General features: G+C 39.1%; 21 protein-coding genes. 10 read left to right on the forward strand and 11 right to left on the reverse strand.

What is annotated here, in order from left to right:
- From HMPREF9444_RS11000 to HMPREF9444_RS08805, 6 genes are all read right to left on the reverse strand, one after another.
- Positions 1-134: AAA family ATPase (locus tag HMPREF9444_RS11000; protein WP_009144066.1), on the reverse strand; the 134-nt coding region annotated here is incomplete at its 3' end.
- A gap of 126 nt (positions 135-260) precedes the next feature.
- A complete protein-coding gene (locus HMPREF9444_RS08790) occupies positions 261-980 on the reverse strand; it encodes a GntR family transcriptional regulator (RefSeq protein WP_009144067.1) in 720 nt (239 codons plus the stop codon).
- Between the two features lie 92 nt (positions 981-1,072).
- The gene (locus tag HMPREF9444_RS08795; RefSeq protein WP_009144068.1) at positions 1,073-2,686 is read right to left on the reverse strand and encodes a mannitol dehydrogenase family protein; all 1,614 of its coding nucleotides are present in this window, start codon (positions 2,684-2,686) and stop codon (positions 1,073-1,075) included.
- A 9-nt stretch (positions 2,687-2,695) separates the two neighbouring features.
- The gene (locus HMPREF9444_RS08800; RefSeq protein WP_009144069.1) at positions 2,696-3,814 is read right to left on the reverse strand and encodes a mannonate dehydratase; all 1,119 of its coding nucleotides are present in this window, start codon (positions 3,812-3,814) and stop codon (positions 2,696-2,698) included.
- Between the two features lie 232 nt (positions 3,815-4,046).
- The gene (locus HMPREF9444_RS10655) at positions 4,047-4,382 is read right to left on the reverse strand and encodes a hypothetical protein (RefSeq protein ID WP_009144070.1); all 336 of its coding nucleotides are present in this window, start codon (positions 4,380-4,382) and stop codon (positions 4,047-4,049) included.
- Positions 4,383-4,404: 22 nt separating this feature from the next.
- On the reverse strand, positions 4,405-6,471 hold the full coding sequence (locus HMPREF9444_RS08805) for an inorganic phosphate transporter (protein ID WP_083801154.1): 2,067 nt from the start codon (positions 6,469-6,471) through the stop codon (positions 4,405-4,407).
- A 378-nt stretch (positions 6,472-6,849) separates the two neighbouring features.
- On the opposite strand from HMPREF9444_RS08805, the gene corA reads away from it, so the two are divergent.
- Positions 6,850-7,800: a magnesium/cobalt transporter CorA gene (gene corA, locus HMPREF9444_RS08810; protein ID WP_009144073.1), complete on the forward strand. Its 951-nt coding sequence runs from the start codon at positions 6,850-6,852 to the stop codon at positions 7,798-7,800.
- A 41-nt stretch (positions 7,801-7,841) separates the two neighbouring features.
- Here the strand turns inward: corA and HMPREF9444_RS10660 are convergent, their stop codons facing one another.
- A complete protein-coding gene (locus HMPREF9444_RS10660) occupies positions 7,842-8,360 on the reverse strand; it encodes an NUDIX domain-containing protein (RefSeq protein WP_050779022.1) in 519 nt (172 codons plus the stop codon).
- Between the two features lie 640 nt (positions 8,361-9,000).
- Between HMPREF9444_RS10660 and HMPREF9444_RS08820 the strand changes: the two genes are divergently transcribed.
- From HMPREF9444_RS08820 to HMPREF9444_RS08840, 5 genes are read left to right on the forward strand one after another with little or no spacing between them, the layout of a single operon-like run.
- Positions 9,001-9,882, forward strand: a complete 882-nt coding sequence (locus HMPREF9444_RS08820; RefSeq protein WP_009144076.1) for a MetQ/NlpA family ABC transporter substrate-binding protein — start codon at positions 9,001-9,003, stop codon at positions 9,880-9,882.
- Positions 9,882-10,892, forward strand: coding sequence for a methionine ABC transporter ATP-binding protein (locus HMPREF9444_RS08825; protein ID WP_009144077.1), 1,011 nt, complete (start codon positions 9,882-9,884; stop codon positions 10,890-10,892). The genes HMPREF9444_RS08820 and HMPREF9444_RS08825 overlap by 1 nt, the downstream gene beginning before the upstream one ends.
- A gap of 2 nt (positions 10,893-10,894) precedes the next feature.
- Positions 10,895-11,557 carry a methionine ABC transporter permease gene (locus tag HMPREF9444_RS08830; RefSeq protein ID WP_009144078.1) on the forward strand — a complete coding sequence of 221 codons (663 nt, stop codon included), beginning with the start codon at positions 10,895-10,897 and terminating at the stop codon, positions 11,555-11,557.
- Positions 11,558-11,580: 23 nt separating this feature from the next.
- Positions 11,581-12,942, forward strand: coding sequence for an FAD-binding oxidoreductase (locus tag HMPREF9444_RS08835; RefSeq protein WP_009144079.1), 1,362 nt, complete (start codon positions 11,581-11,583; stop codon positions 12,940-12,942).
- A gap of 16 nt (positions 12,943-12,958) precedes the next feature.
- Positions 12,959-14,119, forward strand: coding sequence for a pyridoxal phosphate-dependent aminotransferase (locus tag HMPREF9444_RS08840; RefSeq protein WP_040909469.1), 1,161 nt, complete (start codon positions 12,959-12,961; stop codon positions 14,117-14,119).
- Positions 14,120-14,183: 64 nt separating this feature from the next.
- Here HMPREF9444_RS08840 and HMPREF9444_RS08845 read toward each other — a convergent pair whose 3' ends face one another.
- Positions 14,184-15,011: an SDR family oxidoreductase gene (locus tag HMPREF9444_RS08845; protein ID WP_009144081.1), complete on the reverse strand. Its 828-nt coding sequence runs from the start codon at positions 15,009-15,011 to the stop codon at positions 14,184-14,186.
- A 257-nt stretch (positions 15,012-15,268) separates the two neighbouring features.
- On the opposite strand from HMPREF9444_RS08845, the gene HMPREF9444_RS10665 reads away from it, so the two are divergent.
- Together HMPREF9444_RS10665 and truB are read left to right on the forward strand one after the other, a co-directional pair.
- Positions 15,269-16,153 (forward strand): AraC family transcriptional regulator, encoded by an 885-nt coding sequence (locus HMPREF9444_RS10665; protein WP_009144082.1) that lies wholly within the window; start codon positions 15,269-15,271, stop codon positions 16,151-16,153.
- A 185-nt stretch (positions 16,154-16,338) separates the two neighbouring features.
- Positions 16,339-17,334, forward strand: a complete 996-nt coding sequence (gene truB / locus HMPREF9444_RS08855; RefSeq protein WP_009144083.1) for a tRNA pseudouridine(55) synthase TruB — start codon at positions 16,339-16,341, stop codon at positions 17,332-17,334.
- Positions 17,335-17,388: 54 nt separating this feature from the next.
- On the opposite strand, the gene HMPREF9444_RS08860 is transcribed toward truB, so the two are convergent.
- Genes HMPREF9444_RS08860 through hisC form a run of 3 tightly spaced genes read right to left on the reverse strand, consistent with a single transcriptional unit; the run spans position 17,389 to position 20,054 of the window.
- Positions 17,389-17,595: a SlyX family protein gene (locus tag HMPREF9444_RS08860; RefSeq protein WP_009144084.1), complete on the reverse strand. Its 207-nt coding sequence runs from the start codon at positions 17,593-17,595 to the stop codon at positions 17,389-17,391.
- A gap of 27 nt (positions 17,596-17,622) precedes the next feature.
- Complete coding sequence (gene aroA / locus HMPREF9444_RS08865) at positions 17,623-18,897, reverse strand: 3-phosphoshikimate 1-carboxyvinyltransferase (RefSeq protein ID WP_009144085.1); 1,275 nt, start codon at positions 18,895-18,897, stop codon at positions 17,623-17,625.
- A 50-nt stretch (positions 18,898-18,947) separates the two neighbouring features.
- Positions 18,948-20,054, reverse strand: a complete 1,107-nt coding sequence (gene hisC / locus HMPREF9444_RS08870; RefSeq protein ID WP_009144086.1) for a histidinol-phosphate transaminase — start codon at positions 20,052-20,054, stop codon at positions 18,948-18,950.
- Positions 20,055-20,522: 468 nt separating this feature from the next.
- Here hisC and gdhA point away from each other — a divergent pair, with 468 nt between their 5' ends.
- Complete coding sequence (gene gdhA / locus HMPREF9444_RS08875; protein ID WP_009144087.1) at positions 20,523-21,875, forward strand: NADP-specific glutamate dehydrogenase; 1,353 nt, start codon at positions 20,523-20,525, stop codon at positions 21,873-21,875.
- A gap of 671 nt (positions 21,876-22,546) precedes the next feature.
- On the forward strand, positions 22,547-23,539 hold the full coding sequence (locus tag HMPREF9444_RS08880; protein WP_009144089.1) for a TRAP transporter substrate-binding protein: 993 nt from the start codon (positions 22,547-22,549) through the stop codon (positions 23,537-23,539).
- The last annotated feature ends 26 nt before the right edge of the window (positions 23,540-23,565 follow it).

The following is a 23,565-nucleotide window of genomic DNA, read 5'->3' on the forward strand; positions in this document are numbered from 1 at the left end:
CGGGATAAAAAAATCGGAGCATCAAATTGAGCTAACTTTGCGACAAGATCTGTTTTATCAACATAGATTTTATTTCTTTCACAAAATTCGCTAAATGAAGTAATGCTTAAAGGCAGTTTGGTTAGGTCAATCACGGATTTTTAGTAAATTTCAAAAGCAGATAAAATCATTTTATCAAAATTAAAACATTTAAACTTTGCCGAAATGAATCAACGCACAGAAAAAAACTTTTAATTTAAGCAATGTTAGTTTTTACAAAATTACTCGTCTTCTTCCTCAAACCATTCACTATTTTTAGCGCGAATGGAAATATGAGTCTGCATAATTTCGTATAAATGATGTTTTAACAATTCAACGGCGTGATCAAAATTTTTAGATTTTAAAGCTTCAAAAATCTCTTCATGTTCTGCAATTAACTGTGAAATAGGCGACTCATTTCCCATAGAAAGATAACGAATACGATCCATATGTCCTTTTACGCTGCGCAATACATCCCATGTCATCTGACATAAAGACAAACTGCAAATAAGTTCATGGAAATCATCATCTAAATTTAAGAAAATCGCAGTATTTCCATCTTTTAAGCACTCACGCTGCCTGTCAAGATTTTTTGCAAATTGGGATAAAATTTTATTAAAAGTTTTATCATCAAGCTCTTTTGCTTTAATTACCGATCCGCACTCAAGTGAAGTACGGATAAAACAGATTTGTTTTAAACCGCTTGCTGAAATTTTGCTTACGATACTACCGCGCTGAGGCATGACAATTAATAATCCCTCATGGTTCAAGCGCATCAAGGCTTCTCTTACAGGCTGTCTTGAAACATTAAAATGAGCGGAAAGCTCGTTTTCAGAAAAAGCGGTACCCGGTTTTAATTTAGTTTCAGTAATTTGCTTTCTTAAAAAATCATAGATTTGTCCGCTAATTGATCTCTTACTTGAAAAACGTAACTTAGGTAAAACTATTTTTTCCTTAGCCATTTTGTTAGCGCCTGCAGACAAATCAAAAATAAAAAATAACAAGTTATAAAAACAAAGCGGCAAATTTTGAATGTTTGCCGCTGTTAATTTAACTATTTAAGATACATTTGTAAAGTCTTTCTGACAGCTCCCGGGCCGCAAATCATGTCCGCGACCATTGTCTCAATCTTAGAACCTAAACCTATAGCATACAAATCTACACCGAAAATTGATGCATTGGACAACAACGGCTTAAGATTCTCTCCTACAGAGGCAGGATCTCCGAATCTGATGGGGGAAATAATCTTCTTCAATTCAGGAATCAAAGGGTCATCAGACAGCTCAAACTCTTTACCGTTATCATCAATGGCTAAAAGATATCTTACCCATCCGGCTATGGCTAAAGGCAAAGCGACAAGATTTCCTGTATCAAGACCTTTTTTAGCATAATTCTTTAAAGTTTCGCCAAAGCGTACCGGAACTTTCTGTGAAGTATCAGTGGCAATACGCTGCGGAGAGTCCGGCAAACATTTGTTCGGAAGACGTTCATTGATAACTTCATCAAGAAATGCCTTTGGACTTAAGATCTTAGGATCATCAACAACCTTAAGCCCCTCGTCATAGCCTAATGTCTTGATTAACTTCACTAAGTCCGGATCGTCCATTTCTGCACTGATGCGCTCATAACCCAATACACAGCCATAAACAGCCAAGGCAGTATGAAGAGGATTTAAGCACGTGGTAACTTTCATCCTTTCACACAAATCAACCCCCTGTTTATCGGTAAACAGCACCCCGACCTTTTCAAGCGGCGGACGTCCGTTAGGGAAAGCATCCTCTACAATCAAATACTGAGGTTTTTCGGCATTGACAAATGGAGCGATAAAAGTTCCGCGTTCAGTCTTAATCGGATCCATATCAACAATACCGCGATCCTTTAAAAGCGCAACAATTTCAGGATCGGGACGCGGAGTGATTTTATCAATCATAGTCCAAGGGAAAGAAACTTTACTGCTATCTGTGAGATAGTCAATAAAACCTTCACTGACAAAACCCTTTTCATGCCAGACTTTTGCGATAGTCAAAACGGCATCTTTTACCTTATCACCGTTATGCGAGCAATTATCCATCGAAACGACTGCTATAGGATAAGCACCGTTTTGATAGCGCTCCCACAGCAAAGCTGCCGTAATGGACATTGCGTGATGACATTTTGCAGGACCGTTTGCAAAATCGTCTTCAACAATCGGCAGATATTTGCCGTCAATTCCTTTAATGGCATAGCCTTTTTCAGTGATGGTATATGAAAAAAGCTGCAGACTCTTTTTACAAAACATCTCACGGATTGTCTTGCAATCATCCGGTCTTTTACCGCTAACCTCATATCCTGCTACAACTGAACCTATTACCTTAAGCTCAACATTCTTATCCGGAAGTAAAGTAACTTCCATCGTAAGACAGTCGTGAGGCTTGTAAATCCTATCAATTAAATCGGCACCGTGAAAAGAAACTGTCTGTATGCCTGATTGCTGCCATCCTTCATTTAATAAAGACTGCTGCAATGAAGCAACAAAGCCGCGAAAAATATTACCGGGACCTGCGTGAATCCATACCGGATTATCTTTTGAATATTCTTGAACTTTTACGACATCAAAGGCAGGCAGGGTCACCCCTGCCTTTTTAAAACCTTCCTTATCTTTAAGTCCTTCTAAGGTTACTGCTACCATAAAAGCCTCTTAGATCTTTGCGGTTACAGAATTAATATCGTTAGGATATGCTTCTCCTTTGCCTTTTCTAATCGCCTCTTCAAGACCGATAAGATAAGTAGCACCTAAAGCTCTGTCATATAATCCATAACCGGGGCGCGCAATCTCATCCCAAATTTCACGACCGTGATCCGGGCGGATGAGTCCATTGAATCCGACTTCAATTAAAGCTTTCATAATTTCATAAAGATCAAGCGATCCGGTATGAGAAACGTGTGAACTTTCATGGAATTGATGATCTCCGGTATAAAGAACATTACGAACGTGAGCAAAGTAAATGCGCGGAGCAATCTTAGGATTACGTATGATCTTAGGCAAATTATTGTTAGGGTTGCTGCCAAGAGATCCGGTGCAAAGAGAGAATCCGTTGCACGGACTTGTGTTCATTTCAGCAATTTTGACCAAATCTTCTTCACACTTGCAAATACGCGGTAAACCGAATAAATCATAAGAAGGATCATCAGGATGAACACCCATCTTAATGTTATATTTCTCGCAAGTAGGCATAATTGCATCAAGGAAATATTTATAGTTGGCGCGAAGTTCGTCTCCGGTCATACCTTCAAACTTCTTAATCTGTGCAGTAATTTCATCGCGGCGGTTTAATTCCCATCCCGGCATTTCAAAACCGTTTGAAGCATTGGCAATGCGATCAAACATTTCCTCGGCACTCAATCCCTCAATGATTTTACCGTCATAAGCCAAAGCAGTTGATCCATCGGGTAAAGGCAAAGCTAAATCGGTACGGGTCCAATCGAACACCGGCATGAAATTGTAACAAACCATATGAATGTCGTTTTTACCGACAGCTTCAAGTGATTTAATATAATTATCAATAAGTTCGTCGCGATTTTTCCCGCCGTATTTAATGTCCTCATGAACATTGATACTCTCGATGCCCATGAGCTTAAGACCGGCTTTTTCAACAATAGCCTTTCTTTCACGAACCTTCTCTTCAGGCCAAGCTTCGCCAGCCGGAATTTCATGTAAAGCGGTAATTACGCCTTCCATTCCCGGAACTTGGCGAATCTGTTTTAAAGTAATCTTATCCTGGTCAGGTCCGTACCAGCGCATGGTCATGTGCATCATGATGAGTGTTCTCCCGGTTAAAACTTTACTACGCAGTATAGATGCGTAAGAGTTCTGTAAAACTAATATTTTTATTATGAATGTTTTTTTTATCAAACGGTAGTATTCTAGTATGGTAGTGCGACGAATAGCACATTTTTTATTTTGAAGCAGTGTGAGTCAGGAAAAGAAAAAGGCACCTAAATTTTTCAACTTAAGTGCCCTTTGCGAATTGAGGTTTTAAATTTTAAAGCTAATCTTCTTTTTTATTAATTGCTTCTTTCTCAATTTCCTCGGCTTTCTCTGCTCCATCAGAAAAACTCTCTGCATCTTCTACAGGAGCCGAGCTTGAAACAACCTCTTCATAATCGGTTGCAATCGCAGCAGGAATAACCTGAGACTGCATCTGAGCCGAATTTACCGTAGTATCAACGGGAGACCCTACAACAATCTGATATAAGGCTCTCTCCTGCATTGCTACTGCAGCGTAGCGGTTAGCCAAATCACGAAGAGACTGCAGGAAGGTTAAGTACATTTCAGATGAATGCATGGAAACATGCTGTCTGCCGATTAAATTAACCAAGTCCATCTGTGATCTGTCAATGTCACGATTAAGCTTCTTGGTATGCTTTAATCAAAAGTTCGACATTTTGTGCAGATGGGTTAACGGCAATAACGTGCATATCCTGACTAATCTTCTCAACTCGCTTAAAGAGATCAAGAAGACTGTTCTTCATTTCGCCGCCGAAAATAGTATGTCGGTTAGCAACATGAGTTACTGCCTGATCAATTGCATAACGAATTGATTTAGCAGCCTCACGCATATTAGAAAATGCCAAATAGAAGAAGTGCTTTGCATCAACGGTACCGGCATTTCCATCCTGCTTCTTATCAAGCGCCATCGTGTAATATTCACTACGCTCTTTTGAGATCTGATAAAGCACATTGGATGCTTTATTGCGTGCTTTTCGCAATTTGAACTCATTATCTTCAAAGAAGTTCTCAAAAGTACGACGCATGCATTCAACCTGCAGATCAAAGAATACGGGAACAGCACCTGAAACTGCTTCCATAATCTTTTTATTGTCACCTTTAGCTTCAATAACCAATGCTACGGTTTCAGTGGTCTTTTCTTTCATAAAGTTGGTGCGGACAATAATCATAACGACAATCAGCATTAAGATTACTGAGGCAGGAATAAAGAAAGAATTTAAAAGCAAGCACACGAGGAAACTTACGGTAAAAGCACAAATTCCGGTCAAGAACCATCCGGCGATAACGGTTATAACACCGGAAATTCTATATACCGCGCTTTCTCTATCCCAAGCACCGTCGGCAAAAGAAGAGCCCATTGCCACCATGAAAGTTACGTAAGTGGTAGACAACGGCAGCTTCAATGAAGTAGCAGAAGAAATTAAAACTGCAGCTATAACCAAATTAACCGAAGCTCGGACATAATCAAACGGCAGAGGAACTTCACCCTTTACAACCGGAGCTTTTCTATAGCGATATGCAATAAAGCGAGAAACGCTTTGCGGCATTATAGTACTAACAGCTCTTGAGATTCCCAGACCGAAACGGGTAACAACACGACCCGGTGTTGAGGCACCGAACTGCTCATGCTCACCTTTGGTTGAACTTGAAAGGTTTATTGAAGTTTGTATAACGCGATGAGCTTTTTTTGACGTATATAAGGTAACAACCATAATGATGCCGGCAAGCAGCAGGAAAATAGTTGCGGTATGAGAATTCTCATTTAAAGAATCCATCATTAAGCTGGTAGCACCTTGACCTGAGGCTGTCCAAGTCTGATAACTGTCAAGAGCGGCAAGAGGAACACCGATGAAGTTTACAAGATCGTTTCCGGCAAAAGAAAATGCTAAAGCAAATGTTCCTGAAAGGATGATTATTTTGAAAACATTAAATTTAACAAGTACCAGAATCTGACTAAAAACGGTAAAACCGATAAAACAGATCCATAAAATGCTTGAAGTATGATTTTCAATAAATTCAATATATTCAGGTTTCATGAAAGAAGCGCCTTTAGCGCCCTTCATAACCAAAAAATAAATGATTGCTGTAATTGAAAAGCCGGAGAACAAACCGCCTAAATACTTATAGGTATTCTTAAATCTGAAAGTAAATAACAAACGACAGATAAACTGAATTAAAGCTCCGGAAACAAACGCAACAACAACCGAAACCAGAATTGCCGAAATAATCGTTATCGTCTTATCAGATTTGATGTAATTAAAAATTTCTGTAAAAGAGCCGTCCGAAACGTAGATTTTATAAAAAGCCGCACACACCGATGCTCCCAAGAGATCAAAAACAATTGAAACCGTCGTAGATGTGGGCAAGCCTAATGAGTTAAAAATGTTAAGAAGCAACACATCCGCAAGCATTACCGCCATAAAGATAATCATTACTTCTTTAAAAGTGAACAGTTCCGGATGAAAAACTCCACTTCTGGCAACTTCCATCATGCCTGATGAAAAAGTCGCACCGAAAAGAACCCCTAAAGAAGCAACCAGCATAACAACTTTAAGCGGAGCGATGCGAGAGCCTACTGCTGAATTTAAAAAGTTTACTGCGTCATTTGAAACGCCAACGAACAAATCAATGGCAGCCAAAATGAGCAGAAAAACCACCAATATTAAAAAGATGGATTCGAACATAGGAAAACCTGAATTTGCACTACTAGATCGATATATATTGATTATTATCAATATGTACCAACTTTACATTTTAACAGATAAATCTTTAAAAACTGTCAGCAAAAACGCGTTTTAACGGTCAAAAAATCATCAGACTTAACATGAATTATAAAAATATTTAATAAATTCATAGAATTGTTAAATTTTCGTAAACTTACATTTAACAAAATTTTTCTTCAGTTTTTATTGGATTTTGACAATTTTTCTGGAATTTATGCTGTTTTTATGAAAAAATACAGGCGCGTTTTAACGCCCGATGCGTACTTATAAAAGTACGTCCCGTGCAGAGCTTTCTGCCGCAATCTATATCAGCTTTATGCTGTGAACGGGAGAATAATAATGATTAATGCTTGCCTTTTAAATGATGATGACACCCTCAAACTGGTGTCTGTCGCAGCCGGATCAACCTTACCTACCAACACTATCTGGCTTGATGTAAATCAACCTGACGATGAAGAACGTCAGTGGCTTGAAAAACTGTTAATCGAAGACGTTCCTGATGAAGATGAAATGGACGATATTGAGTCATCTTCACGTTTTAGGGTAGGACCTGACGGCGTACACATTTTATCCTTGTTTCCTCAACGACTTGCCAACGATACCCGCGGTGTAAACATGTCCTTTACCATGAGGAAAAACTTACTGTTGTCTTTTCGTGAAGATGATGTTTCCATTGTCCGCCTTTTACGTTATTACATTCGCCACGGCAAAGCCAATATACGCTCCGCCCTTGATATTCTGTTAAGTCTGCAGGATTTAAAAGTAGATCAACTGTCAGATATGATCGAGGACGCATACAGCACCTTGGATGAAACAGCTGATACCATCATCGAAGAGGGACATGTAGAGGAAAACCTTGAAGAGCTCGTACGTCAGGAAGAATTAAACGGTCAGATTTTGCAGGCCTTGTACGACAGCCGTCGAGCTCTACGCTTTATTAAAAAAACTTTTGAGTCATCACTTGATGACAGACAAAACCGCAACATTGATGAAATGTTAAACGACATTGAATCCATTTTGCCTCATACCCAATTTTTGGCCAACAAGATCAATTTCCAGCTTGAAGCAACAATGGGTTATACCAATCATAAGCAAAACAAAATCATCAAGATCTTCTCAGTTGCCGCAGTAGTGTTCATGCCGCCAACCTGGATTGCAAGTCTTTACGGAATGAACTTTAAATTTATGCCGGAACTTGATTGGCGTTTCGGCTACCCTTTATCAATCTGCATGATGATCTTATCAGCAGGGGCTACCTATCTGTTCTTCAGAAAGAAAGGCTGGCTTTAATCTAATCCTCTCAAGAAAGTACTTGAGAGGAAATACTTTACCTACTTGTAGTAACCTTGTTCCTTAGCCTTTTCTAAAATCTTTTTAAATGCGTAAAGAGAATCACTGACGCAGCAATCGGCTAATTTTAAAACTTCATCCTCTTTTAAATATAAAATTCCAGATACTTCGCTTTCCTGACGTACGGTTACAGCATCACCCTTGGCAAAGCATAAATATCCGTAAAGGAACATATCTCCGGACGGAATTTTTGCAAAACCTAAGTCGTAAAAATCGATCTTATTACCATCAATTCCGACTTCCTCTAAAAGCTCCCTGCGCGCTGCCTCTAAAAAATCTTCACCAGACTCAATCACGCCTCCGATACAAGCATCCAAAAGCCCCGGAGCATAATCCTTAGATAAGGTTCTTATTTCAATTAAAAAGCGATTTTGCCTGTCACAATATGCGATATAGCAAGCTCTATGCGGTAAATGCTTTTGCCGCATCTCTTTTCTGAAAACAGTTTTTATAACCTCGTTATTTTCATCAACTATATCCACAAGCTCATTATCTGCCATAAAAACACCTCTTTTTTTCTTCACTGTATTAAAACTTTTTACATTGATTTTCAGTGATCAAGTTAAGTAAACATGAAATTATTTATCTCCATAATATCCTTTACATTACAAAATCAGACATACATCATCTTTAACTTGATAAATCAGCCTATTTTTGACGTCAATGCGTCTACTCCCCATCCCTGACAATAAATACTGAAAAACCGATTTTTATTTATTAAAATGCTCATTTATAGAGCAGCATAAACTTTATTTTTAAATACTATTGACTAGTCATCTTTATTTGCGATAGTTTAAAAACAAATAAATTTTTATTAAGGAAAAACACAATGTTTTCATCATATCAACATAGTGATTTAAATACGAAGCGACCGACGCTTTCGTTTTTAAATGACAATTTATTTTACTCTTCAAGTTTTTTTGATTCTTTCGCTACTGCCTCTTCCTGCTCCCTCTCTTCTTCCATGGCCATGTCCATGCGAATGTCTCACTAAGACACCCTTTTTCTTATTTAAAGACATTTAATTCATCACGCCCGTAGTGTATTTGGATTTTTTACTTTAAATAAGTCTATTTTTATCTTTTTTAAAATTTAACTAATTGATTTTTATCAAAATTATTGTATACATAGGTGAATTTTATGTTATTAAAATCTAAATTTTTATTACTTGCTGCAGCTGTTTTAAGCATAACTGCCTGTAATGATGACAATGCCAACAAGCAAACCGCAAAAACTGAAACCGGACTAAAAGAGCTTAAAGTAGGCGTATGCCCTGGACCTTACGGCAAAATGCTTCAAGACACTATTACCGAGAGTTTAAAAGATAAAGGTTATGAACTTAAAATAATTGAATTTACCGATTACGTTCAGCCTGATCAGGCTTTGGACAGCGGGGAAATCGATGCCAATTTAATGCAGCATCAAGCCTACCTTGACGCTATCGTTAAAAACCAAGGATTAAAGCTGACCTCAGTGACTGCCGTACCGACTTTAGGCATGGGCGTATTTTCAGACAAATTTTCCAAACTTGACGAAATCACACCCGGATCTTCAGTTGCTATAGCAACAGATGCGGTTAACCTGGCCCGTTCATTGCGCTTACTGCAAGATATCGGTCTTATAACGCTTAAAGATAATCTTGCCGATGAAAACAAAATTAACGTATCAGACGTAAAAGATAACCCGTTGAATCTTGAGTTTGTCGTTATGGAAGCGGCTCAAATCTCCAGAAGTTTTGACAGTATCGGTATCGGCCTTGTTCCTGGCAATTACGCTATAGCGGCAAATCTTGACTACACCAAAGCCTTAGGCGTTGAAAAAGTCGCTCCGTCAATCTTAAATGTCGTAACAGTGCAAAACGATCATGTAAACGACATCGGAGCCCTGCTTAAAGATTTGGTGCGCTCAGACAATTTCGTTTCACGCATTAACAATGACTCATATTACACAGGTTTTACACGTCCTGACTGGTGGCAAAACTTCAACAAAAATCCCACTGCTGCAGATAATGGAGATAAATAATGTCTGAACCAATTCTTCGCTTAGATAAAGTATCGGTTCAATTTAACGATACCTTTGCCGTAAAGGATGCGTCATTGACTATAAATGAAGGCGACTTTTTCGGCATTGTCGGACCCTCCGGGGCCGGTAAGAGCACTCTGGTGCGTACCGTAAATCTGCTGCAAAAACCGACTTTAGGAAAAGTATTTTTCGAAGGTGTCGAAATCACCGCCTTAAACAAGAAAGACTTAAGACAAACCCGTCTTAAAATCGGCATGATTTTCCAGCACTTCAACTTAATTAAAAATTCATCAGTGCTGGATAACGTCTGTTTTGCTTTAAAAGCAGCAGGTGCACCTAAAGATGAAATTAAAAAGAAAGCTCTGTTTTGGCTTGACCGTGTAGGACTTAAAGATAAAGCTTCATTATTCCCCTCTGATCTATCAGGCGGTCAAAAACAGCGCGTAGCTATTGCAAGGGCTCTTGCCAATGAGCCAAAAATCTTATTGTGCGACGAAGCCACATCAGCACTTGATCCTAATAACACCAAAGAAGTTGTAAATACCTTAAAGGAAATCAAATCGCACTATCCCATAACTGTACTTTTCATCACTCATCAGATGGAGGTCGCCAGAACATTATTTAACAAAATTGCAGTCATGGATTCAGGAAAAATTATTGAGCAAGGTCTTTGCTACGATGTTTTTGCCAATCCACAGCACGAGATCACCAAAAGTCTTGTCTCAAGTTCATGGCATTTAGAACTGCCTCATGAAGTGTTCCTTCACGAAAAAGAGCTTTTTGTAATCACTTATTCAGGCAATAACGCTTATGAACCGTTAATTTCCAAAGTATCCCGCGACTTTGCAGTCCAGGTACCGATAGTCGGAGGCAAGATTGAATATATAAGCGGCAAGCCATTGGGCATCTTGGTTATCGGCATTCAAGGCAATGCAGAAAACCGTACTGCGGCAATCAACTTCATTAAAACCCAGGCAAGGCTTGATCGCCTTACTTACAAGGAGGATTAATCATGCTTGAAGCAACTTTAGATATTTTAGAAAGAGAGCTTGGAAAAGCCTTATGGGAAACCCTTGAAATGATGATTATTTCCGTCGTTATTTCAAGCATTGTCGGCGTTATTTTAGGTTTTACCCTTTTTACCTGCAAAAGCAAATACTTTACTCCTCGTCCGGTGCTTTATCAGGTATTAGGCGGTTTTATCAATATCGTACGTTCAATACCTTTTATTATTCTTATCGTATTTACGTTACCGCTTACTTTCTTTATTACCGGTACCAAAATAGGACCTATTGCCGCAGCCGTTCCGCTTAGCATCTGTGCAATAGCCTTTTTGGCAAGACTAGTAGAAAGCGCCCTTCTTGAAGTGGATGAAGGCGTACTTGAAGCAAGTATCGCACAAGGAGCTTCAACCTATTTAATAGTTAAAGACGTACTTTTGATTGAAGCGGCTCCTGGATTGATCCGTGCTCTTACTGTAACCGTTATTTCACTTATCGGCTTTTCCGCAATGGCCGGCATGGTCGGCGGAGGTGGCATCGGCAATCTTGCCATTCAATACGGCTACTACCGTTATGAAAGCGGGGTAATGCTCTTTACCATCATCCTTTTAGTTGCAATCGTTCAGTTTTCACAATGGCTCGGAGATTTCATAGCCAAAAGACTAAGTCATTAAAACGAATTTTTAAGGAGTCAATCATGGAAAAATTTATAAAACTTATTAAGGACAAACTTGGAGATAAAGTAACACTTGTCTTTGATAAAAAATACTTATCCGATTATGTGGGCGCCATACAAGGTAAAGCCGATGTTTTAGTAAAAGCAGAAACTACCGATGACGTTGCCGCAGCTTTAAAACTAGCCTATGAAAACGACATAAACATCGTTATCCGCGGAGCCGGAACCAATCTTGTTGCTTCAACCGTTCCTGAAGGAGGATTGGTTCTTGATGTTTCAAACTTAAAAGAAATCGGACAAATTGATGAGTTTAATCAAAGTATTGAGGTAGGCTGCGGTGTCAAACTTTGCGATCTGCAAAACTTCGTTGAAAGCAAAGGCTGGTTTTATCCGCCTGATCCTGCTGAAAAAGAAGCAACCATCGGAGGCAATATTTCAACTAACGCAGGCGGAATGCGTGCCGTCAAATACGGAGTAACCCGTGATTATGTACGTGAACTTGAATTCGTAACTCCGCAGGGAAATGTATTAAAACTTGGTGCCGACACCATTAAAGACAGTTCCGGACTTAATCTTAAACATCTTGTAATCGGATCAGAAGGAACTTTAGGTGTCATAACCAAAGCAAGACTTAAGCTAATTCCCAAACCTGCATATACGCAAAGTGCCCTTCTTGCCTTTACAAGCTTGCGTAAAGCTCTAGATGCTCTACCCACACTTTTTGCCATGAGCTTAAAACCTACGGCAATTGAATTTGTTGAACGTAAAGTAATTGCGATTGGTGAAAACTATTTATCAAAAGAGTTCCCTTGTCCTGAGGCTGAAGCATATTTAATTGTCACCTTTGACGGCTGTGAACAAGACGTTCTTGATGCATTTAATATTGCGAAGAATGAATTAAAAAACCTCTGTCTTGACTTCATTGCGTTAACCGATCCTAAGGTAAGCTCTAATGTTTGGGAAATCAGAGCCGCTCTTGCCAAAGCAGTACAGGCAAGCGGTATTTGGGAGCCTGTCGATACCGTAGTCCCCCTAAGCAAAGTAGCTGATTTTGTCGATTTCGTTAACAAACTGTCGCAAAAAGAAGGAGTACGGATCTTATCATTCGGTCATGCGGGAGACGGGAACGTACATCTGTGCATTATTAAAGATGAAATTCCATTAGAAAAATGGCCTTTGGTTTTACAGCACCTTCTTGATGAAATTTACAACAATGTCTATGAGTTAGGGGGACTTACCGCCGCAGAACACGGCATAGGAAAATCAAAGCGCCGCTATTTCCTTAATCATACCGCTCCCGAAACGATTGCGCTTATGCGTGCGGTAAAAGCGGCATTTGACCCTAAAGGACTTTTAAACCCGCATGACGGCTACGCTATTTAATATTAAGGACAAAAAAATGATTAGTTTAAGTAAAAAAAGTTCAGTTTTTGAAGATTCGGTAATAAGGCGCATGACTCGTATTTGTAATGAATACGGTGCTTTAAATCTTTCACAAGGATTCCCTGACTTTGATCCTCCGCATGAACTTCTTGCAAAACTTGAAGAAACGGCTTTCAAAGGCCCGCATCAATACGCAATAACCTGGGGCGCAGATAATTTCAGAAAAGCGTTATCTAAAAAGGTCGAACATTTTTCAGGATTAAGCTACGATCCGCAAAGCGAAATAACCGTTACCTGCGGCTCAACTGAAGCCATGTTAGCTTCAGTTCTTGCAACATTAAATGACGGAGATAAAGTTGCAATCTTTTCTCCTTTCTATGAGAACTACGGAGCCGATGCTATTTTATGCGGAGCAACTCCGATTTATATTCCGCTGCATGAGCCTTCTTTTAATTTTAATGATGAAGAACTTGAACAAGCCTTTAAAGACGGAGCTAAGGCATTAATTTTATGCAATCCGTCTAATCCGTGCGGCAAAGTCTTTACAAAAGAAGAATTACTTCGTATCAGTACAATTGTCAAAAAATATGATGCTTTTGTTATCACCGATGAAGTATATGAGCATATCGTTTATGCTCCTTATGAACACTGCTATCTTGCTTCTTTACCGGGAATGCGTGAAAGAACCGTTATCTGCAACTCACTATCTAAAACATATTCAATCACTGGATGGCGCTTAGGTTATGTTCTTGCTCCTGCAGAAGTTGCAGATAGAGTCAGAAAGGTTCATGACTTTTTAACCGTTGGTGCCGCTGCCCCTTTACAGGAAGCTGCAGTAACAGCTTTAAATTTTGGCGATGAATATTATGCAGCTCTGCAAAAGCATTACACAGCGATGCGCGATAGATTTTTAAACGGCCTTAGCGATGCCGGACTTAAATTCTTTACACCGCAGGGCACTTATTTTGTAATGGTCGACATCTCGGAATTCGGATATGAAAGCGACTATGACTTCTGCATAGATTTAGCCCAAAAGGTCAAGCTTGGCGCTGTCCCCGGGTCAAGCTTCTTTAAAGACGGGTGTTCCCGTTATATCCGTTTTCACTTTGCTAAAAAAGATGATGTTTTAAAAGAAGCCTGCGAAAAACTGAAACAAATAAAAATTCTGAAAAAGTAAAGAACTTGAAAAAACCATCTTCGTACTATTGAATTGTACGAAAATGGTTTTTGTTTTTCATTTTTTAAGGCTTTAACGGTCCGTAAAAATATGAAGCGGTGGCGCCTCCGTCTATCAAAATGTCAGATCCGGTAATAAACGCACCTTGTGGACCTAACAGCAACTGCGCTACATTGGCAACTTCATCGGCCGTTCCGGGACGATGAGCTGGACATTTTGCGAACATGTTTTTATAAAAATCCCCGCGCGGACCGTTAAACTCATCTAAAGCAAGAGGAGTTACAATAATTCCCGGTGAAATTGAATTAATACGTGCACCGCGCTCACCCCATTTTACGGCTTCTGCCATTACACGTTTGACATTACAGCGCTTGGCCATTTGATAAGCATGCAGAGTATCACGGATAGCCTCAGGTTTAAGCATATCCAAATCAAGTAGATCTTCAGTTGCAGTCAAAGCAAGCATTGCATCTTTTTCTGCACCTAATGCCGGCATTCTATACCCGGACTGACTTGAAATCGTAACTCCGCTGCCGCCTTGCTTAATAACCTTACCGACTTCCTCCAGCAAAACCGCAGTTCCGTACAAATCAACCTTTAAAATCGTTTCTATTGATGCTTGACTTGGCGATACGCCTGCAGCGTTGACTAAAGTGGAAATTTCACCAAAATTTTCAGCAAATTTAATAAAAGATAGAATCGACTCACGACAGGATAAATCTACTTGTGAAAAAACAGCGTCAAAACCTGCACTCTGCATAATCTGAGCAATAGCTTTTGCATTTTCAAAATTTTTATCCCCAATAACAACTTTCTTATCAAAACCTACTCTGCGAGCGATTGCCATCCCTATTTGACCTGCACCGATCACTATCATTACATCCTTACGCATAGCCTTTACTCCTAAATAAACATGTAAATTTGATAGCGGTCATATTAATTTTTATATAATGATAAAAAGTGACTATTATTCCTTTTTTATTGCCTGAAATTCCCACAAGTAAGAATTGCTATTTTTATTATTAATAATCAACACCTCTAATATTCAAGATAAATAAGCAGTTCTTAATATTTAACTTAGCTGTTGATTAAAAAGTTTTATTGCTCAATAATAATTGCGATGCTTTCTTTTCTTTACAGTTAAACCAGATGACAAGTAATCTTTATACAGATTTAAAACAACAAATTTTAAATATAGCCTTATGTGACGGCGTTTACGACATCGGCATATCCGATCTTAAAATCTGCAAAAGAAGTAAAACTTCAAACTTAAAAAAATGTTTCTATGACGCAATGATTTTATTCATGGTTCAAGGAGAAAAACAAACTGTCGTTAATCATAATAAATTTCAATATCATGAAGGACAATGCATCGTAACCGGTGTTGCGATGCCAAGCTTAAGCGCGGTTACTCGTGCTGACAGCAACCATCCCATGCTGTGTATCGGACTTGATTTTAATGATTCACTAATGCTTGAAGTATTAAACAGTATTGAAAATCATTACCTTGATAATTCTTTACCTTCCGATATCTTCGTTATTGATGCGTCAGAGACTCTTGCCGATGCTTTTTTAAGACTGCTAAAGCTTCGTAATGAAGATCCTTTTTCCCGAAATTTTCTTAGTCAAAATATTATTAAAGAAATTTATTTTCGAATCATCATCAGTCCGTTAGGCAATTTTTTAAGGCACTTTTACAAAGAAGGTACACCAAGCAATCAAATCGCCAAAGCAATAAAATTTTTAAAAGATCATTTTAAAGAAGAAATCAACATTAACGATCTTTCAGACAAAATTCATATGTCACCATCTGCATTCTTTCGCAACTTCAGTAAAGTAACCGGAACAACCCCGCTGCAATACCAAAAACAGCTTCGATTATACGAAGCACAACGTATTCTGCTACAGCAAGACATCAACACTCAAAAAGCAGCTTTCTTAGTAGGCTACAAAAGTGCCAATCAATTTTGTCGTGATTACAAAAAGCTGTTTGGCAATCCGCCTAAAACCAATATCAAGCTTCTATCAGCATAAATTTAGCGTATTTATCCAGACATCGCTTTTATTTACTATTAATTAAAGATCTGAACAAAAAGTTTAAATTTACTAACAAACATACAGCCTTTTCTTCAAAAGAACATGCTTAAATTTAAGATTGGAGCAAAATTTAAGCAAAACTGGTAGAATTTCGTAGTTCTTTTATTTAACGATTAATTGCTATGCCTATTACAGAATCTGCAACTAAAATCAAACGACCTTTTGTCCCCAAGCGCAATGTATCGGGAATTTTACTTTTAGATAAGCCTGAAGGAATATCATCATCAGGAGCTTTGGTAAAAGCTCGAGGTATTTATCGGGCATTAAAAGGCGGACATACCGGATCTCTTGATCCTCTGGCCTCAGGATTACTCCCTATCTGCCTTGGCGAAGCGGCAAAATTCTCTTCTTATTTTTTAGAAGGCAATAAAAAATATATTGCAACCGGATTGCTTGGTAAAACTACAACAACCTGCGATCGTGAAGGGGAAATAGTTGCAGAACGTCCGATCGGTAATGCTTTTTCGCGTTTAAATGACACATTGCAGCAATTTACCGGAAAAATAACACAAGTTCCCCCTATTTATTCTGCAGTAAAAGTTGACGGCAAACCTTTATATAAATATGCCCGACAAGGTAAAGACGTAGAAATACCTAAACGTGAAATTGAAATTTATTCAATTAAACTTCTTGCTACTACAGAAGATTCTTTCACTGTAGAGGTCTATTGTTCAAAAGGTACCTATATTCGTACTTTGATTGCCGATATCGGGGAAGCTTTAGGATGCGGTGCTTTTGTCACAATGCTTCGCAGAACTTATGTGGAAGGTCTTCCGGAAAACAATATGATAAGTCTTGAAGGACTTCAAAATCTTGCCGACGGCAGAGAAAATCCGGCTGATTTTACTGAGCTTGACAAGCTGTTATATCCTCTTGAACTTGCTGTTAACAACCTGCCTTTAATTTCTCTTCCTTATAATCAGGCTGAGCCTTTAACCCACGGAGTCAGACAAAAGATTAATCTTAAAAATACGGTTTTACCTGAAAAAACTGACGGTCCCCTGCAGGTAAGATGCAAAGGAACTTTTATCGGAGTATGCGAATTAAAGGACTCAATATTAATTCCGCTAAGAATGATGGCACCAGAATGTCTTGATTCTTTAAGACTAAAAAAATGAAAAGCTTAATTTAAATTGCACAAATTGAACCCTGCTTTTGTGCAGGGTTTGATTTTAATAATGAGGCGGAGGAGTTTCATCTTTCAAATCACGAACGGCTGAAGGCTCAGCAATTTTAGAAGATAAAATCCTCATATCTCTTTCAAGCTTTAATACCTTGTCTTCAAGTTCTGCAATTTCTTTTCCGCTTTTTTCCAGGAGATCTTCAAGCCAAGCCATCTTCTCCTGCATTTTAATAAGCTGATTATCATCAATGCCCATCAATTAAAAACCTATAGACAAATTGATTTATTCACACACCTTGGAAAACAATCCGAAATAATCCGGAAAAGTCTTCTTGGTACATTCAGGATCGTTGATATTGATATCGCGATCAAAAGCCGCTAAAGACATACTCATAGCCATGCGGTGATCATTATAAGTATCAAATGTTACTTCATCATGATTGCGCACCGACGCATCAATCTCAATAAAATCCTCACCGGAGTTAACATTTACTCCCAGTTTGGACATTTCTTTTACCATTGCGGCAATACGATCAGTTTCTTTTACGCGCCAGCTTGCAATATTGGTAATACGAACTTTTCCTTTAGTATATAAAGCCATCGGCACTAAAGTCATTGCCGCATCCGGCATATTGTTCATATCAATATCTATGCCCAAAAGTTCCGGAGCTTTATAAACTTTAACACAAGACTTAAAGCGTTCTACTCTTGCTCCCATCTTTTCAAGGACTTTTAAAAAATTGATATCACCTTGCGTTGACTCTTCACCTATGCCGTTAACGGTAATTTCTCCGGCTATTGCCGCTGCCGCGCAAAAATAAGTAGCACCGGAAGCATCACCTTCAACAAGATAATCGGAAGGTGAAACATAATCCCCAGCTGCTACAGTAAAACTGCGATAACCCTGACGGGTAACTTTAGCTCCGAATTTTTCAATAAGAGCAATAGTCAAATCAACATAAGGCTTTGAAATCAAATCACCGTCAACTTTAATGGTCAATCCTCCGCATAAAGGAGCCGACATTAGCAAAGCTGAAATAAACTGACTTGAGGTACTTCCGTCAACGTGAACTTCATGAGTGTTTACCATGCCTCCGCGAATTAAAAGCGGCGGGAAACCGGGATTATTAAGATATTCAATAGAAAGACCCAGGGTTTTTAACGACTCACTAAGAGGTCCTATAGGTCTTTCCATCATTCTAACTTCGCCTGTAAGCTCAAAGCAGCCTTCAGAAATGGAAAGCATTGCACATAAAGGGCGCATCGCAGTGCCGGCATTGCCTAAATCAAGAACAATCCTCTTTTCTGCACTGCATTTAAAAGCAGAACCTATTCCCTCGACGACCATTACGTCACCGTCTTCGTACAATTTAACGCCTAATGCTTTTAATGCATCAATCATACGAGCAGTATCGTCAGAGCGTAAAAGATTATGTAAGCGCGTAGTTCCTTTTGCTACTGCAGAAAGAAGCAAAGCACGATTAGATAAACTTTTTGATCCCGGTAAAGTAATACTTCCTGAGATTTTACTTTTCTTATTTAGATGCAATGTTTCCATTTGTTTAATTAACTCTGAGCTGACAGCTTATTTAAATTACGACCTTGATACTATTTCAAACTTTTAAGGATCTCGTCAAGAGCCTTAAACAGTTTAGTGTTTTCAACATGCGTACCAATTGAAATGCGCAAGATGGTATCAAGTTTATAACCTTTAAGCGGCCTTACGATAACTCCGCGATGTAAAAGCGCATCATAAATCGGGAAAGCATCACGCTTAAAATCAATACTTACGAAATTAGCCTGAGAAGGGATCATATACAAATTATGATCTTCACAGTATTTTACGTAACGATCTCTTTCTTTAGCGTTTTCAGCTACAACCATCTTAAGGTGATCAGTGTCATCCAATGCTTCAATGGCTGCCGTGAGCGCAATCGCATTTACATTAAATGGAGCACGCAGGCGATTAACTAAAGAAGCAATTTCCTCATTAGAAACCATATATCCTATACGAAGTCCGGCAAGTCCGTAAGCTTTAGAAAAAGTTCTGCTGACAATGAGGTTAGGACACTCGGCAATCCATTTTGCAGTATCGTCAAAATCTTCTTCTTTTTGATATTCGTTATAAGCTTCATCGATTACGACTAAAGTTTCATGCGGAACTTTTTTCACAAATTCTTTAAGCTTATTAATATTTACTGCAGTACCGGTCGGATTGGCAGGATTAGCCAGTACCACCATGCGAGTATTTGAATCAATTGCGTCGTAGACAGCATCCAAATCAATTACCCAATCCTTGAGCGGAATGGTTTTTACTTGAGCATCGGCAACTGTAGCCTCCATTGGGTAAACGACGAAGGAATAAGCAGGAATAACTACATTAACCTTATTATTAATGAATGTCTGGAAAATAAGGTTAATAAGTTCATTAGACCCGTCACCTAAAGTAATAGTTTTAGGATCGTAACCGAATTTTTCAAAAAGTTTCTGCTTTAAATAATAACCGTTTGAATCAGGATAGATGTGGCTTGAGTTTAAAGCTTCGGCACATTTGGCAACAGCCTTTTTACTCATACCGAAAGGATTTTCATTTGAGGCCAGTTTAATTACTTCACTAAGGCCCAATTCTCTTTGAACTTCTTCGATAGGCTTACCTGCCTGATACGGCGAAATACGCGGCAAACCGCCGTTTGCCATACTGGTATAATCGGTCATTGACTAACTCCTTATTAAACTTTCACCATTTTAATGCGTAGAACGATTTTTGTAAGGCTCATAAACCCATTGCCTCTTTTAAGTGCAACGTCTCTGATAAACACAAAAAAACTGATAAAAATGTAAATAAAAAGCATAAATAAGCTGTTTTAACCTGGTATATACATATATAAGACTTGAAAATATAAAAATATATACAACAGAACGCAAATTAATTTATTTTCATAAAATGAAAATTAACATCTTGAATTTAAAGAAAAACACTGTAAACAAACGCACAATAAAATCAACAGAGTTCTAAAAATTCTACGCACTAAAGCAGTGCCATACTGTTCCAAAGTAAAGCAAAAAAGCTATTTTTTTGCACTTTTTGTGTTAAAAAATGCTTTTTAATTGCACCAAAGTAAAAGTATTTGTAAATTATACCCACCGATTTTTTAAAGGATCATTGTCTTAAAGGAGATAAAAATGTCCTATTCGCAACAGGTGTTCGATAATCTATCCCAGCGTTATTCATATCAGCCTGAATTCTTACAGGCAGTTCAAGAAGTTCTTACTACTCTTCAGCCTGCCTTGGATAAAAACCCCGCTTATGAAAAAAATAAGATCTTAGAGCGCATTGTTGAGCCGGAGAGAACTTTCTCCTTCCGCGTTGAGTGGATTGACGACAAAGGACAGATCCAAGTAAATCGCGGCTATCGCGTACAGTTCAACTCCGCCATCGGTCCTTACAAGGGCGGTCTTCGCTTCCATCCGACTGTAAATGAAGGCGTTTTAAAATTCTTAGGTTTTGAACAGATTTTTAAGAATTCCTTAACCGGTACTCCTATCGGCGGTGCCAAGGGCGGCTCTGATTTCGATCCTAAAGGCAAGTCAGATAACGAAGTTATGCGTTTCTGCCAGGCTTTCATGCTCCAGCTCCACCGCTACATCGGCGCCACTATTGACGTTCCTGCAGGCGACATCGGTGTCGGCGGTCGCGAAATCGGCTACCTCTACGGCATGTACAAGCGTCTTACCACTAAATACGAAGGCATTTTAACCGGTAAGCCTTTAAACTTCGGCGGTTCACTTGCTCGTACTGAAGCTACCGGTTACGGTACCGTATACTTTGCACAAGAAATGTTGAAAGCACGCGGCGACAGTCTTGAAGGCAAGAAATGCGCAGTATCAGGTGCCGGTAACGTTGCTATTTACTGCTGTGAAAAACTCTATCAGGTCGGTGCAACTCCTGTTACCGTTTCTGATTCCCGCGGTGCTATTTACGATCCTAACGGCATCAAGGTTGATGTCTTAAAGCAGGTCAAAGAAGTAGAACGTGCTTCATTAACCCGTTATGCCGAACTCGTTCCGACTGCCAAGTACGTTGCAGTTGCCGATTACCCGGCAGGACTCCACTATGTATGGACCGTTCCTTGCGACGCTGCCTTCCCGTGCGCAACCCAGAATGAAGTTAATGTCGAAGACGCTAAGACCCTGCTTAAGAACGGCTGCAAGTGCGTAGCTGAAGGTGCCAATATGCCTTCATCAATTGACGCTATTAACGCTTTCTTGGCTTCCGGCATCGCTTACGGTCCTGCCAAGGCAGCCAACGCCGGCGGCGTAGCTACTTCCCAGCTTGAAATGGAGCAAAATGCGGGAATGACCGCTTGGACCTTTGAAGAAGTTGACGGCAAACTCTTTAACATCATGAAGAACATCTTCTTAAATGCAGATGAGACCGCTAAAGAGTTCGGAGTTCCCGGCAATCTCGTATTAGGTGCCAACATCGCAGGCTTCCGTAAAGTTGCCGATGCAATGATTGCTCAAGGCGTAATCTAATAAATAAGACATCCCTATAATTGACAAAAGCACGTATCAATCTAGGTACGTGCTTTTTTTATTTTCAAAGGCCATAGGCAAAAAATTAAAGGAAATAAAATCTTAATTACTCAAAATTCACCAAAATTTATTGCCTTCTATTAAAAACATATCAATTAAAAATTATTTTTCATTAAAGGCATTCAACTTAATGAATTTGAACAAACATACCTCTTTTTCTTATTATGTAAAAACATCAAAAATCCTTGTATGTAAGATGATTCTAAACTTGGATCCTAGTTATACTAAATTAACGTATTATTTATAATAAAAATATTACTAAATTTATTAAATTGAACACATAGTTTTATAAGTTTAAACAGCGTAAAAATGAATAAAAATTGTCTGATCACCTTAAAATTTTTAGAAATCTTACATACCAGTTTAATCTGATTTATAAGCATATTTATGCAAATTTCCTATTTAACTGAAATTTTTCCAATTAAAACAGATCTGATGAAAGAAGCAAAATCTTTTCTATTTTTATGATCAGTCCTACATTTTTTAATGAATAAACTTTCAAAAAACGAAAGTGCAAACTATATTCATAAATAAATTATGCGGGAAAGTTGATCCTGTTTTAATTTTTTATTGTATGCAAGATTTTTTCATTGCCTCTTAGGGAGATAGATATGAAATCATTTAAGAAGTATCTTACTGCTGCTGCCGTTGCTGCCGCTATGTTCACCAGCACCGGTGCTTTTGCCGACGATACTATCACTTTGAGATTAGGCTTCGTTGATCCTGCCTCATCAAGCTATGCTATGGGCGGTCAGAAGTTTGCCGATGAGTGCGCACGTTTAACCGACGGCAAGGTCCAGGTTAAAGTTTTAGCCGGCGGAACCTTGGGCGGCGAGCGTGAAATGTACGAAGGCGCTCAGATGGGAACCATGGACATGGTTACCGTAGTAAACACCGTTTTGTCACAGTTCATCCCTGAGATGGTATTGCTCGATCAGCCGTTCCTTTTCGATACCGTTGAGCAGGCTCACGCTGCAGCTGACGGCAAACTCGGTCAGTTAGTTGCTGAGAAAGCCGCAGCCCAGGGCATTCATATCATCGGTTGGCTTGAGTCCGGTTTCCGTGACACTTTCTCCAAGGATCCGATTAAGTCAGTTGATGATTTCAAGGGCGTAAAGATCCGCACCATGGAAAACAAGATGCAGATCGCTGCCTTTAACGCTGTCGGCGCAATCGCTACCCCGATGCCTGCTACCGAGCAGTACACCGCTTTACAGCAGGGCACTATTGACGCCTGCGAAAACGCAGTCGGCAACATGCTCATCAACCGTTACTACGAAGTCATCAAGAACGTAACCAATACCAAGCACCAGTTCACCTATATCTTGGTCGGTGTTTCTGATCGTGCATGGAAGAAGATCCCAGATGAGTTAAAGCCTAAGGTAGAAGAAGCCATGAAGATCGCTGTCGAGTGGCAGAGAAAGAACCTTCAGGAAATCAATGACAACGCAACTGCAGAACTTAAGAAACTCGGCGTTCAGTTCTACGATATCGATCGTGAAGCCATGAAGGCTAAGGTTCTCCCTGAAGTTGAAAAGCTCCGTGCCAACGTTCCGCAGGAATGGGTTGATGCCGTTGCAGAAGCTGTAGCTTCAGCAAAATAATTTCTTTTGAAAGTTAACTAAATATG

The sequence above is a fragment of the Succinatimonas hippei YIT 12066 genome, assembly GCF_000188195.1.
Lineage (GTDB): Bacteria > Pseudomonadota > Gammaproteobacteria > Enterobacterales > Succinivibrionaceae > Succinatimonas > Succinatimonas hippei.